This window comes from Actinoplanes sp. NPDC051537, from assembly GCF_055586105.1.
Window position 1 is genome coordinate 252,952 of the sequence record NZ_JBVJIU010000013.1, and the last position, 14,615, is coordinate 267,566.

5 protein-coding genes are annotated in these 14,615 nt (G+C 70.9%); all 5 read right to left on the reverse strand.

Features of this window, described 5'->3' with window-relative positions; translation table 11 throughout:
• Nucleotides 1-7: 7 nt before the first annotated feature.
• From ACZ6TB_RS30890 to ACZ6TB_RS30910, 5 genes are read right to left on the reverse strand one after another with little or no spacing between them, the layout of a single operon-like run.
• Nucleotides 8-2,263, reverse strand: a complete 2,256-nt coding sequence (locus tag ACZ6TB_RS30890) for an ATP-binding protein (protein ID WP_465559935.1) — start codon at nucleotides 2,261-2,263, stop codon at nucleotides 8-10.
• Nucleotides 2,260-5,454: a hypothetical protein gene (locus ACZ6TB_RS30895; RefSeq protein ID WP_465559938.1), complete on the reverse strand. Its 3,195-nt coding sequence runs from the start codon at nucleotides 5,452-5,454 to the stop codon at nucleotides 2,260-2,262. The genes ACZ6TB_RS30890 and ACZ6TB_RS30895 overlap by 4 nt, the downstream gene beginning before the upstream one ends.
• The gene (locus ACZ6TB_RS30900; protein WP_465559941.1) at nucleotides 5,451-9,041 is read right to left on the reverse strand and encodes an AAA domain-containing protein; all 3,591 of its coding nucleotides are present in this window, start codon (nucleotides 9,039-9,041) and stop codon (nucleotides 5,451-5,453) included. Before ACZ6TB_RS30900 ends, ACZ6TB_RS30895 begins: the two co-directional genes overlap by 4 nt.
• Nucleotides 9,042-9,045: 4 nt before the next feature.
• A complete protein-coding gene (locus ACZ6TB_RS30905; protein ID WP_465559944.1) occupies nucleotides 9,046-13,221 on the reverse strand; it encodes an AAA family ATPase in 4,176 nt (1,391 codons plus the stop codon).
• On the reverse strand, nucleotides 13,218-14,612 hold the full coding sequence (locus tag ACZ6TB_RS30910; protein ID WP_465559947.1) for an esterase/lipase family protein: 1,395 nt from the start codon (nucleotides 14,610-14,612) through the stop codon (nucleotides 13,218-13,220). Before ACZ6TB_RS30910 ends, ACZ6TB_RS30905 begins: the two co-directional genes overlap by 4 nt.
• Between the last annotated feature and the right edge of the window lie 3 nt (nucleotides 14,613-14,615).

The following is a 14,615-nucleotide window of genomic DNA, read 5'->3' on the forward strand; positions in this document are numbered from 1 at the left end:
CCGCGACCTAGGCCCGCGAGAGCGTCAGGCGAAGGTGCGCCCCGCAGTACGGCTCTGGACCTTTCGTAGCGACCAGGTTGAGCTGGGCGCCGACCCCTCGGGCAAGCGATTCGGCGTCGGAGAGCCCACGGCCGCGGGCCTCGTCGCGGGTTCCCCGGCCAGGGCGGAAGGCCGCGTACGGATTGGCGAGGGCGATACCGGCGCCGTCGTCGTGCAGATCGATCAGCACGTCGTCCTCATCGACGTGCACGGTGATCCTCATCCGGTGCCGGCTGACCGCGTCAAGCTCGTCGATCGAGTTCTGCATCAGCTCCGCCAGGAGAGTGCGCAGCACCTCCGCCGTCACCCCGGCCACGGCGTGCGCGGGGAGGTCGAGTTCCACGTCGATCGCCGGGTGGGCGGAGCGGAGGTCGGCCACCATCGTGTCGATGATGGCCACGACGTCACGGCCGGTGGAGACGGGGTCGGCCGCCTCGATGGCCGCCTCCCGCCCGGCCAGGAGCGCTGGCAGCGGCTCACCGGCGAGCGGGCTGTCGAGCAGCGCCCACCGATGGGAGAGCCACTCGTCGCCGTTCGTGACATCTCCGGACTCCCGTGCCTGGTCCAGCGACTCCAGCAACATGCGAGGCGCTTCCTCCCGCATATCCGTCAGGAGTTCGCATCGCCGGAGTCGGATGCCGCCGTCGCTGGCGTCGACCAGCGCGTGTCCGGCCAGCGCGTCGAGTCCCTCGGCGAGCAGGCCCTGCGGCGCGTCGCCGCCCTCGACGGCCACCGACAGTTTCAGGTCCGCGCCGGTCAGCGCGGCATCGAAGCCGTCCGCTGCCAGCGCGGCCAGGAAGGCGATGCGTGCAGCGGGGCGGGGTGCGGACCGAGGCACGACGGCCTCGGTGAGCCGGCTGACAGTGTCGACCGACATCCAGCGGTTGCGGTCCGGGCGGCGTACCCGGATTAGAACCTCGAGGAGGATGTGCAGCGCAGCCGGATGCAGGCCGACGTGGTTGACGAGCTGACGGGTCAGCTCGGTTCCGCCGAGGTCCAGGAGGTCGAGTAGCCAGGCGAGCCGGCCCAGGGAGAGCGCCTCGGCCGCCCCGTCCGGCTCGACGGTGATCAGCTGGCCGAGCGCACGGGCGTCGGAGACGCCGAAGGCGCTCAACGTCCAGTCGCGCCCGGCGAGGCGTAGGAGCTGAAGGGCACGGTTCTCGGTGGTGGTGCCCAGCCGGATGATGTCGCCTGGCGTCAGCAGGGCCATGGTGGAGCGGCCCGTCCCCGGCCTCGGCGGCTCGCCGTGGCAGTCGACGACGATCAGACGGGTGGACCTCAATGCCGCCGGCACTGGCTCGTCCTCGGTCCTTAGCACCATCCTGACGCCCGACAGCCAGGTCAGCGGCAGCGCCGTTCGGGCCGCGGAGAGGTCTGCCTGGAGGAGGAACCCACCGGGGAACGCGGTGGGTTCCCGCCATGGTGGGACGCCGATGAACTCGGAAAGGGCATGACTGAAAGCGTGGACGTCCTGTGCCCCGCCGCCCTCCAGCACTGCACGGAACGCCTCCATGAACGTCCGCCCGTCGGGGGCGGGCGACCAGTCGTGCCGGTGCGATCGGATCGCCTGGTTCAGCACCGTCGACGGATTAAGGGTCGGATCCCAGGGCTCCGGGCGCGGCACCGCGTCGGGTGGCGGCTGGTCGCCCGCGCCCGCATCGAGCAGCCGTGCCGCCGCGACTAGCTGTCCCCGTTCGAGCCGCTGGCGCCACGCGCCGACTACCGCTCGCGACATGCCCCTGCGGCGGCGAGCCGTGTCGCGCTCAGCTGCCTTCCGCGCCACGTCGATGTCCTCGTCGAGTGCCAGGGCCGCCACGTCGAGCCGGTCGCGCAGTTCGGAGAGCCGCCAGTCCTCGTCGGCGAACAGGTCGGCGACGTTGATCGGCGTCGGCAGGCCGGCGGCCTCGGCGCGGGCCGACAGGGCCTCGATCTCGGCACGCAGTTCGCCTTCGCAGCGGGCGCGCCGGTTCCGCAGACGTTGCGGGGCAGACGGATCTTCCCGGAATGCCGGCGACTCCGCGATCAGGGACTGCGCGGCCGGAAACTCACCCTGCTCCAGAAGCCAGTTCAGCGCGCTTCTCTCGTCGGTTCCTGCGGCCAAATCCCGGAGCAGCAGCCTGGTCAGCGCGTCGTCCGCGCCGGCTCCACCGGCCACCTCGACGAAGACTCGCGGATACCGGTGCCTCCCGGGCCAGCGGCCGAGGTAGGACGGGCCCAACGTCACGACTTGTCCTCCTCCCACTCGACCAGCGGCCGTAGCCGGTTCAGCACCGCGCGCAGCGGCTGGTCGTACGGCTCCGGAAGCCCGGCGGCCTGAGCGGTCAGCTCGATCCACCGCTCGTCCAGCCACCGGGCGGTGTCCAGGTCGTCGGGGCCGATTGACGGCTCCCAGGCTCGCTCGGGCGGCTCGGCGGCGACGGCGCTCCGGGCGAGGCGGAACGTCTCGTCGACCTTCTCCAGGAAGCGGCGGTGCTTGCTCCAGGCGATCGGCGGGCACGCAGCGGCCGCGACGATGGCGTCGAAATAGGGTCGTGCCTTCCGGGGAAGCGCGGCGACGGCGGCGCGACGAGTGATGACGTCGCCGTTTCGCGCGGCGTGCAGCAGGCGGGTGAGGACGCCGTCCTCGCCGGCGATACGCTGCATCATGACGCTGCCGGACTTGAAATCCCGGAAACGGTTGCGTAGCTGGATCAACCGGTCGGTCTCGTCCGCCACGGCGGTCCAGTGGGCCTCGGTGGCGTCCGCGTTGGCGTAGCGGGAGAGCGAGGCCACGATGTCGTCCAGAGGCAGCGGCACGCGGATCTCGCCGTACCGCTCCGTGACCATTCGAGCTAGTTCCTGCCAGGTGGGCGGCAGGAACTCCACGAGCATGTCCAAAGCCTGCGCCGCGGCGGCGTTCCCGCCGAGAAGATAGTCGGCGAGCAGGCCAGCAGCGCCGGCGGCCCGGCACTCCCGGATGTGGGGCCGGTCTTCGTACTGCGCCGCGAGACTGAAGGTCGCTTCCTCGAGGTCCGTATCCAGCGGCGCCAACTCGATCGCCGCGGTCAGCAGGCATGTCTCCGGCGGGATGGCCACGGGGACGTTGGGGAGCGAGCAGGCGAGCAGGGCGGCGGCCACGTACGATCCCTCATCCCACAACTGGCCGATCATCCGGCCGGTCCAGATCGCCCGAGTCCCCGCCGGCGTGTCCGTTCGTTGTAGGGCGGTCGCCACGGCGGAGGTCAGCAAGCGCGGGTCGGCACCGCTCTCCCGCAGCTTATCCAGGATCGGCCACGGGTCGCCGTATTGGTCGATGGCGTGGCGCAGGTAGTCGGCGACCGATTCGCCCTTCCGCTCCGCGTATTGCGCGCCCTGTGCCAGGGACAGCGCGCTGCGTGCGCCGCGCTGCCGGTCGCCGGCGTTGCCCCGGACGACTCCTTCGCTGCCGGACGGCAGTCCGAGCCAGTCCGCCATCTCGTCGGCGAGGCCGCGATGCTGCACGCGCACGGCGACCTGGCTACGCCGAGCGTCGGACTCGTTGCGGGCGACGGTGAGCGGCGCCGCGGAGCCGATGATCATCTGATGGTCGGCGAGCACGACCCGGCCGCGGGGCGACCGGGTGGCCGGGCTTCGGGGGAGCTTCTCGAAGGCCGCGCCGGCCAGGTTCTCCCGCGGCGGCGGGCAGTCCAGCTGGATCACCGCGGGACCATCGGACCTTGCTGCCAGGTCGGTAATGAGCGCATCCCGCAGGGGCCGTGTCTCGGTGCTGTCGTCGGCAAGCGCGAGCCGCCAGGTGGCGTGCGCCACCCGGTCGGCGACGGCATCATCGATCTCGCCGTCCAGCAACACCTCCACGGCCGGGTACCGGTCCGGCACCGCGAGCACGGCGTCGGCGAGTAGGTCGCGGTACTCTGCCCAGCTCTCCCGCCAGATGTCGCGCATCGCGTCGTCGGCGCCCTCCGGGATGGACGGCAGGGACAGGGCCAGCGGCGGTGGCCCGGCCTCCCTGGCCCGGGCCGAGAAGTCGGCCGGAGTCATGATCGTCTGTCCGAGCACCCAGTCGGGACATCGGCCGCGGGCCCAGGCGAGCAGCTCCAGGACTGCCTGGGCCGGTGGGCCTCCGGACCCCTCCGGTGGCCGGATCCAGAGCGCGGCCAACTCGGGCTTGTCGGGGCCGGCGAGGCTGCCTGCGCCGACAAGCGCGGCGCGGTCGTCCGAGATGACCAGGCCAGCCGCCGTCGCCGCTGGGTCGTGCGGCACGTGAACCTGGCCGGGGAATCGATGGCGCCACGCGGCTATCTGGGCGCCCACCGCACCCGACAGGGTGTCGCCGCCACGCGCACCCCAGATGAGCACCAGCTGGATCCCCTGAGTTTCGAGCGCGTGTTCGATGCCGCAGTCGACGAGAGTCCTCAGGTCGGCCGCGCGGACGTCGGCGGCGACAATGACCAGCTGTTGCCGGGTCTCGCGAATCGTCGCCCGCAGTCCCGCGAGCCGGGCCTCGCGGCTGAGCAGCAGATCTGCGCGGGCACGGCTACGGCTGAGGGCGTCGAGGTGCTGGTGGACGGACCGGGCGCTGGCCGCGAGTGAGGACTGCCGGTCGCGCCAGTGCGCGACGCCTTCCTTGTCGGGTCGGTCGAGTTCCTCGGTAAGGCGGTCGAGCAGCGTCTCGACGCTGGGCGCGCGTTCGAGCTTCTGCGCCGCCTGGGCGGCGAGCCGCGTGCTGAACCGGCTCTGCGGCCACCGTTCCACGTAGTTGGCGAGCCGGTTGCTCAGCCGGCCGACCGCGGGTAGCGGCCAGGCCCTTCGCGGGTCGGCGGCCTGCACGCGCAAGCGTCCGGTGACCTCGTTGCGCATGACTTGGACCCGGAAGGACACCCAGCGCAGGCTGGCGTCCCGGCCCTCAGCGATCCCGGCCGGCAACACCGACAGCACGACGCTGTGCGAGGCGGTCTGCTGTTCCTCGACGACCAGGCGCTGCACCGCCCCGCGCAGTTCGGCGGGCGAGGAATCAGTCAGGGTCAGGCCGGCGTCCACATCGGCGGGTACCTCGAGATGGTCACGGTGTGGGCGCCGCCGCCCCTCCTTCTGGCTGAAGACCAGCTGGGACAGCGGCTCGTACAGATATTCCCTGCGCTCGGTCCGGACCGCCGGGTCGTTGGCCGGGTCCCAGCCGCGCTCCTCCGCTCGGTCGGTGAGGCCGATGCTGCCGGTGTCGAAGTCGATCCAGATCCAGCCGGAGTTCCACAGGCTGTGCACGACGTCCGCGATCACCGGCTCCGGGACGGCGAAGAAGCCGGCCAGGCTGCCGGTGCTGTCTCGCCCCAGCCTGATCGCCTCGGCGACTAGGGCTTCCAGCGTCGTGCCGCCCTTCTCCGGGCCTAGCTGCACGTTGAGCACGATCACCCGGCAGGGCAGGCTCAGGTGCACGGTCATCGCACGACCTTCCCCAATTCCTCGGCCTTCACGACGGCGCGGAAGTGCTCGAAAGCGGCCACGACGCGGCGCCAGCTGTCCGTGCCGTGATTGCGGAAGTGCTCCAGGTTGCCGACCACGACCAGGAGCCGGCGTGCCCGCGACAGCATCACGTTGACCAGAGCGTCCTCGGCCACGAACCCAAGGTTCGACTGCACCGTCGAGCCCCGGGCCCGGTGCCGGACCAGCGAGACGATCACCTGATCCGCCTCGCGGCCCTGGAAGGAATGCACCGTGTGGAGCCGCTTCTGGAGACGGCTGTCGGCGTCCTCGATCGTCTTCAGCTGCTGGCGGTACGGCGAGAGCACGGCCAGGCTGCCCGGGCCCTCGGCGACGTCCACCCAGCGCGGGCGCAGCGCCTCGGCCAGGTCGGCCACCAGTCTCGCCTCGCCGGGATTGGACCAGCTCGGCTTCTCTCCGCAGTCGCCTTCGTCGCTGGTGTCCAGCCAGACCAGCGACCGCCCGACCAGGAATGCGGGCGCGGTCAGATCGTGATCGAGGTCGTCGACGTAGGAGGAGTCGAGCACCGTCGGGCGCAGGCCCGCCCGGTTGTCGTTCTCGTCCTTCGGGTAGAACGCGCTTCCGACCACATCGGCGATGTTCCGATGCATGCGGAACTGATGGACCAGGCGGTCGGCCGCCTTTGGAGGGCGCCGAGCGGGCGGCGCCGGCTCCGCGGGCGTTCCGTCCAGGTCCTTGAACATCGAGCCGAACAAGTCCAGGTAATGCAGGTGCTGATCCATCAGGGCGGCATGCAGTTGCGCCGTCTCGGTCCCGCTTCCGGCCAGGTGATCGAGAAAGTTCCGGAGGTCACCGGCGCGGTGGGCGCCGAGCTGGCGGTGATCGCCGATCAGCGTCCAACGGAGACCCTGCACCAGGGGGATAAGAAGCTCATTAGGCCAGGCCTTCGCGGCCTCCTCGACCAACACCCAGTCGAAGACCGCCGCACCGTCTCTGGTGAAGTCCAGGATCTGCGCCGAGACCGAACAGGTCGCCAAGGTGATCTGAGCGGCACGCCGCAACCGCTCGCCCAGCTCCACGATGTTGCCGTCGACGCGTTCCATCCATTTCTTGAGCAGCGCTTTCTGCGGTGTGTCCGAGGTGAGGTCCTCCCCGCCGGGACTAGCCAGCCGCGACTTCACGGAGCGCCTGATCGCCCGCCGGTAGTGATCGCGGACTTTGTCGATTGTGTACTCGGCGACCTCCGGGTGCTCCACCTCGCCGCGCTGGGCGACGGCCCGGACGACCACCACCTGGTTACGGTCGACCTGCTTGATGATCTTCGCGGCGAGGCTGTCCAGGGCGAAGTTCGACTGGGCGCTGACCAGCATCCGGGTGTAAGGGTGGAGGTTGAGGTACTCCGCGATCGCCCGGGTGGCCACCGTGGACTTGCCGGTGCCGGGCGGTCCCTGGAGGGCGTAAAGCGGCTCGACGGTGCAGATGTCCTTGATGATCTGCGGCGCGTTGCCGTTGAGCCCCGCGCCCGCGTCGGCCTCGACGACGTCGATCGCGGTGTCCATCGCCTGCGGCTTGGTGAGCTGCTCGATCAGGCCGGGCCGCTCCTCCAGCAGCCGCCGGGCCCGGGTCTGGCGGTCGAGCTGGACCTCGGTACCCTTGTCCTCGCTCGAGCGCAGCCAGCCCCGGTCGGGCACGACAACACCCGGATCGACCTGGACCTTGAGCATGTTCCTGTCTGCCATGCTGGCGACCACGACCTCGACGCCGTCGCGGAAGCTGGGCGGACCGTCGCGGTCATGACCGAGCGTCACGGTCGGCTCGCCGTTGGTGCTCAGCGTGTCGACGAAGTCACCCAGCCGCGGCCGGGCTCCGGGGAAGTCGAAATAGGCCGCCAGCAGGTCGCGTCTGCGTCGCCGGTCGTCGCGTTCGGGGTCGTACCGGATGAGGACGCCGTCCGGGGCGGCCACCCGCTCGTACGGATACCACCGGGCGCGCAGCAGAATCTCCTGGTACTCCTGCAGGAAGTCGATCGACTGGAGCAGGTCGCGGCCGATCTCGCGCCCGCGGCGCCGTAGCGGGTCGATCATCGGCTGCCACGAGGGGTGCGCGAAGACGTCGACGTTGAGCGGGTCGTTGGGCCGGTACTCGAGCAGCTTGACCCGGCCGACCAGCCGGCGCGGCAGGACACGCAGCAGGGACGCCGCGGCCCACGACTCCTTCTCCAGGACGAAGCGGATCACCATGACACGTGGGTTGGGTGGGTCGTCGGGGCGCGGATCGCGCAGGTAGCCTGCGAACCAGAGCGCCCGCTCCCCGATGAGCACCCACTCGGCCTGCCGCTGGGTCTTCGGGCTGACGGTGCTGCGGACCAGCCCGGCCGCGCCCCCGGGCACGTGGATCACCTCGGCTCGGCGCAGGTCGCGCTCCAGCAGCTGGGACAGCTCGGCGCGGCCCGCGTCGGTGTCCGGCTCGTGCTCGATCCACTCGAACTGACGCAGCAGGGTCGGCCCGAACTGCTTGGGCATGTATCCCAGCAGCAACGCCCGCTCCGGCTCGCGATTCTCGGCCGACGCCCGCACCGCCGACCAGCAGGCGGTCAGCGCGGCGGTCGCCTCGAATGCCGTGGAACGCGCGGCGGGATCTCGATCGATCATCTCCCGCAGCACATTGGCGAGCTGCTTCGGGATACGGGCGTGGGCGAGGTGCCGGCGCATCTCCTGCTGCAGCCGCTCGAGCGCCGGGCGCCGCTCCTCCTCGCCGGCCCGGTCCAGCCAGTCGTACTCGTCGGGCAGGACCTCCTCGATCGGGCCGCAGAACCACTCCCAGCCGATCACTCCCAGCCCGAAGACGTCCGTGGTGGCGGTGTCGGTGCGCAGGGTAGCGGCGTCCCCGAACAGGTAGGGGATCAGTTCCGGAGCGAGGCCGGCCAGGTGACGGGCGGGCCGCACGTCGCCGGATGGGGTCAGGGCGAGTGTTCGCAGGTTGTGGTGCGAGGTCTGCTCGTCCGGCCCCGGGCGTCGCCCCATCAACCCGCGCACGAGACCGCTGACCTCGAATCGTCCGAGCTGGCAGCGGTACAGCTCGTCGTTCTCGTCGTCCCGGAACAAGCGCACCGCGCCGAGGTGGATGTTGCGGTGGTAGATGCCGATGCTGTGCAGCTGGCTCAGCGCGTCGAGAAGCACCGAGAACTGTTCGACGGCGGTCAGCCGTTCCTCCGCGGTCCAGCGGTGGCCGGTATCGGCAAGGCTCCGACCGCGCAGCGTGGTGACCGAGTAGGCGACCTTGTCGTCAGCGTCGTAGCGACCCATGGCCAAGCTTGGCAGTCCCTGATGGCCCAGCGCCCGCAGCCGAAGCAAGCTGCGCAGGTGCCGGCTCCAGAGCTGGGCGGCGCCGTGCCCGATGCCGTCGAAGAGGAACGCCTCGTACCGGTCGGCGGGTTTGTCGACGGGGCTCAGCTCCACGCGGGCCAGGCGGTGCGGCAGCAGGATCTCCGGCGTGGACCGCTGGTCGAAGGACTGGCCGGAACGGTTACTGCGGCCAAATAGACGATCGGCCAGATCGACCCAGTAGTCTTCTTTGTCGTAGGTCATCGCATCACCACTGCTCGGCCGAGTCCGTCAAATCGATGGCCACCGCGCCCTCACGCGCACCGATCACCAGGCCGCGCCGGCCATCGACAGTGACGGCTCGCAACGCATTGATGCCCAGGCCGGTCGGAATGTCCCGCAGCGGTCGGCCCGTGCCGTCGTACAGGAAGATCTGCCCGGCCGCGTTACCGACCGCCAGGCGGGTCTCGCCCGCCGCGGTGCGCCAGGTGTCCGCCGCCCGTAGCCTCGACGACTGGTCGGGGGTGCTCCGCCAGCTGATGCCGTCGCCGGCGACGCACAGCACCTCGTCCGTGGTGACGACGAAAAGCGCGCCATTGTCCACGGCGGTCAGCGCCAGCGGCAGTTTTCCGCACGAGATCGGCGGCAGATGTGTCCATCGAGGACGGCCGCTGTCGTCGAGCCGCCAGCGCCGGACCAGGTCGTCGTCCCGCAGTGCCACCACCACACCGCTGCCGTCGCGGTAGCAGGCGATGGTCTCCGCGTCGACGACGCCGGTTTCGGCGTGGCCGGGTGCGTGTTCACCGCGCGCAAGGTCCCAGCGCCTCAGCACGCCGAGGTTGTCGAGGGTTGCGATCCAGCCCGTCGCGCCGGAACAGCCGCCAAGCCCGAGGATGGGTGTCGGAAGCGTCCAGGCGCGGGCGCCCGAGAGGTCGTCTCCGGACCACGTCAGCAGCGAGTCGCGGGTGGCGACGACGACGGGGGCCGGCCCGCCCACCGCGACGAGCCCGACGATGTCGCCCGTCACAGCCGGTTCGGCCATGCGCTTCCCGTCGTGGGCGGCGCACACCACGATCTCGCGGCGCCCAGCCAGCACGATCCGGTCACCGCTCGCAACGACCCGGCGCACGTGGCGGGCGGGGACGGCTCCCGGCGACTCGTCCAGCGCGGACATCGGCCAGACGCGAGCTACCCCAATGCCCTTCCCGATGGTGGCCAAGGCCCAGCCGGAACCGTCCGCCGGAACCCCGGCGACGAGGGCGTCGACCGGATCGCGATGCGCCCGCCAGTTCGCGACTGACCGGCCGGGCCGGTCGAGGTCCCAGAACCGCACCTCGCCGTCCGCGTCGGCAAGGGCGACCAGCCGGCGCCCGTCCGGCGCCCGCACCGACTCCACCCGCTTGGCGTTGTCAGCGTGCGCCAGCAGCTCGGCGTCGCCGCGCCGCAGCCCGAGCCGGTAGCAGTCGCCGGCCCCGTTCAGAACGGCAACGACGATCTCGTCAGCCCCGGCCGTCAGCACACAGAGATCGACGCCGCCCCGGTCGACGACCGCTCCTGCGGACCAGGGACGGCCGGTCCGGGCGTCCCACACCTCGACGGCGCCCGACTGGGACAGGACAGCGACCACCGTGGTGCCGGTCAGCTCGACCGCGATGATCGAGCTGACCGCGCCGGTCCCAGCGCGTAGCGCGGGACCGTCCTGCCGGCCGGTCAGCGGATCCCACCGCTCCACCTCCCCGCTGGCCCGAGCGACCGCGAGCCGTGCACCGCCGTCGCTGGCGCGGTAGGCGGCCAGCCCGTGCACGGGGGCGCCCCGGGCGACCGCGGTCGGGATGCGCTGCCCAGTGTCCGGGTCCCAAACGACCACCTCGCCGCCGACCGGGGCCCCGGCCAGCAGCGTCCGGTCACGGTGCATGAGCACGACGAGCGCGGCCACGCCCTCGCCCATGGGCCGGTAGTTCTGCCAGGCGTTTAGGTCGACAGTCGCGCCGGCCGGCTGGCCGGAGACCGGATCCCAGATCCGGACGGTGGTGTCGCCCGCGGTGACGGCCAGCGCGGCGTGCCCGCCGCCGCGGGGCACGAGCGTCATGGCCCGGGCGCCGGACGAGCTGAGCTCCGCGTCCCCGATCGGCAGGTGGGCCGGTCGCCGCGGCAGCATCGACCAGCGCACTGACCACGCGCCTGTGGGCGCCGGCCCCGACGACCGGCCACGGACCCAGGCCTCCCCGAGCGTGCGCAGGCCGGGCCGGTCGTCGTCCCGCCCACCAGCCAGGTAGGCGGTCGTCATCGCTCCAAGCACCGGGACCGGGAGCTGGTCTGCCGGGCCGGACCTGAGCGCGTCCCCGGCGACCGCGTACGGGTCGAGCCGATCCAGCACGTCGAGCCGCGCGGCCAGTTCCTCCCACGCCTCGGGGCCGGCGTGGGCGGCGTGAGCGGAGAGCCGCGTCCTCAGATAGGGGTTGAGCGGGCTGTCCCTACGGACGTGCCCGAGCAGCTGCCTGAAGACATGGAGGCGGCGGACCGGCAGGTCTCCGGCCCTCAGCAGCTGTTCCTGCAGGACCCGGTGCACCAGCCGGTAGACGCCCTGGCCCTGGTCATGGTCGAGCATGATGTACGCACCGGCCACATCGAGCACGTCGTCTATGTCGGCGAAAGTGACCGGCCGGTGGTCGTCCGTGAGCGCGGTCGCCGCCTCCTCCCAGATGCGGTCGTGCCGGGGCAGCCCGCGGCCGTGCGCCAGGGAGAGCGCGAGCAGGGCGGTACGCACCAGCGGGTTCCGTTCGCTTAGGCGTTCCAGCGCGATCTCGAAGAGCTGGCGATGATCCGTGGCCAGCAGGCGGTCGAGGCGCTCCGGATCGGAGGCCAGCTCAGCCGACCGCGCGTTGATCTCCTCGGCGGCCATGGCCGCCCAGAGGAATTGATGCTCAGCGAGAGCGTCCCGCGTACGCCCCGACAGGACGCTGCGGACTCGGTCCCGGAGGCCCTGGTCGCGGACCCGCACCGCCAGCGACTCGACGACGTCCTCCGTGGACGGCTGCAGGGAGAGGACCCGCCGATCCGCCTTGACAGTCTCATTGACCAGGATTTTCGTGAGGTCGACAGCGGTGCCGGGCACCTGGTCGCGGGTGCCGACGACCATGATGATCGCGAAGCGCCGCAGCAGGTCGTCGAAGAAGTGTGCCAGCGCGGCCGGCTCCTCGGACTCGTCGAGGGCGTCGGCGAGCACGCGCAGCGGCCGGGGCTGCCTGCTCGCCCGCCGGTAGACCTCGGCCACCGCATCCGCGCCGGCATGCCCGCCGTCGTCGCCGAGCCCGGCGAGGATCTGCGCGGCGGTGCTGCGGACGGTCGCCCCGGTCAGATGCAGCATGAGGTCGAACGGGTGCGCCGTGGCATCGGGCGCCTCGATGCCGCGATCACCCATGACCGTACGCAGTGCCGCCGCCAGTCTCGGCTGGCAGTCGATGAGCACGCTGCCGAGCAGGGCCGACTTGCCGGAGCCGGGCGGACCGCAGACCACCAGAAGGCGATGGTTGTCGGCCTCGGTGGTCTCGCGCAGCCAGTCGAAGATCTCCCGGCGTTCGCGGTCACGGCCGACGAAGTGCCAAGCGAACTCGCCGAGGTCGGTGCCCGTCCCCTTGGTCGCGTAGTGCATGAGCGCCTGAAGCGCGTTGCTGTCGGCGGAGACGTCGTCGAGAGCCTGCCGCAGGTCGCGGTAGTCGTTCCAGACCGCGGTCACCGGGCCGGGAATTACCCGCCGGAGATGGCTGTCGTGCGGGTCGAAGGCCGCGACCGTGTAGCGCTGCGTCCCGTCGGCCTCGTCTATCCCGCTCAGTAGCGTCGCCAGCCGACGCAAGGTGAGGACGTCCTCGGTGACTTGGCCGAGGACCCGCTCCAGATCCGTCCGTAGGGTGCCGGTGAACTGTGTCGCGCGGGCCGCCCCCGACCCGATCAACAGGGCGCGGTCGCCGAATTCCTGCTGTTTGAGCTGGATCTCGACCAGCTGGACGAAACGGGCACCGCCACAGGCCTCGACGACCACGATGGTCCACGCGTCGCGCTGCTGGTCGGCCGCGTACACGCGAAGGGCCTCGACGAGTTCCCCTGCGTGGAACGTCTTGTCGACACCCGTGCCGGGATCGCCTCGCACGAACAACGAGGCGCTGCGGAGGTTCACATCCGTCCGGCCGTGACCGAGCCAGATCAGTGCAGTGTTCCCCGACCGGCCGCGGTCCCGCCAGTATTTGAGCCGCGCCTCAGTCTGACCGGAGGTGCGCGGCATGGTAACCGGCTCCCACGCGTCCAGCCGTCCGCCCCACGGCCGCAGCAGGTCGGCGATGCTCGCCACGGCCTCGTCCGCGCGACGCGACTCCAGCTCGGGAGTCTCGTACACCGGATGTGGGCAGGCGACAATATCGAAGCCGGTCTCCGGGTCCCCGACCGTCATTGGTCGCTCGGATCGAAGACCAGAACCGCGTCCCGGATCGGTTCAACCCCGCCGGACACCTCGAGGACATGCGGACCTGGCTCCTCGACCTCGAACTCCACCGCATGCCCAGGCTCGTCGCGACGCACGGTGGGACGACCGACGACAGTGCCGTCAAGGTCCTTGACCACGCAGCTGAAGTCGCCACCCGACGAGGCACCGGTGACCCGGGCCGTCACCAGCGTCCCGACCGGCGCGTACTCCGGCAGCGAGACGCCGAGCGCGGCCGGCCCGGCCAGCCCCTCCCCCAGGTCGCGGCTCTCGATCTGGGCCTCGACGTTGCGGATCACGCTCAGCGTGCCCTGCAGCGCGCCGTGCTTCTGCGCGTAGCCGGTGGCGTGGCCGAGCCGCGCCGACTGCCATTGGACTGTGCCGTCGCCGTGCAACGGCAGCGGCACGAGCCGGCCGTCGACCCGCCGCAGCGTGCCCACCGGATCGCGCGCGTACCCGTGCCGTTCGGCGTGAACCACCCCGTCGCGCACCTGAAAGCAAATGTCGGTCGGTTGATGGGAGCCAGCCAGGTTGATCAACCCAGGCAGGTTGACCGACTCAAGTCGGGTGTGCCTTGCGAACGACTCGCTGGCGAGGTCCCGGTTCCCACCGAGCGCCTGGACCGTACCGGCGTCGAGGGTTGTAAGGTCGCCGCCAGTCAGCAGGCACCTGTAGGTCGGCAACAGATCGTGCAATCCGGGCATCGTCCGCCCGAGCGCCCGCGCTGGGCCGGGCGACAGGCCGATGCTGTTGCGGCCGGCGTTGAGCAGGGAGACCGCGTCAACCGAGCCACGGAACGGCGTACCGATGGTGATCACGGTCCGGATGGAATCGAGGGCGCCTGCCTGGAGGCCGGCCGCCCGGGTGACCAGCCCGCCCATCGAGTGGGCGACGATAACCACCCGCGGCTCGCCACGGTCGCCGGTGAGCCGGCGATGTTCGGCGAGCGCCGGGTGACCGCGCCACCGGGCCAGATGATCGTCGGTCGCCGCGGCGAGCAATCGCCCATTGTGCTCTACGGAGAGTCGCCAATCGTAGGAGAATTCAAGCAGTGCGTCGGGGTGGGGCAAAATCCGGCGCAGATGCCGAGTGAGCAGTTGATATCCGAAGTTCATCCGGAATCTCGGGCCCCAGACCGACTCTTTGATCAAACCCGCCGGACGTAAGCGCAATCGCTTTCCGTCACGTTCAGCATCGGTCAACTCGAGATCAGCTATCCGGCCGGCTGCCCATTTCTCGCCAACGCTCAGGCCCGCAGCCTTCAAGGCGGCGATCCGCCGAACGCCCCAGACAATGTCACCACTCTCATCGACCAGGCGGCTTCCCATGATTCCCGGAACCACGACCACCGTGTCGATCATTAA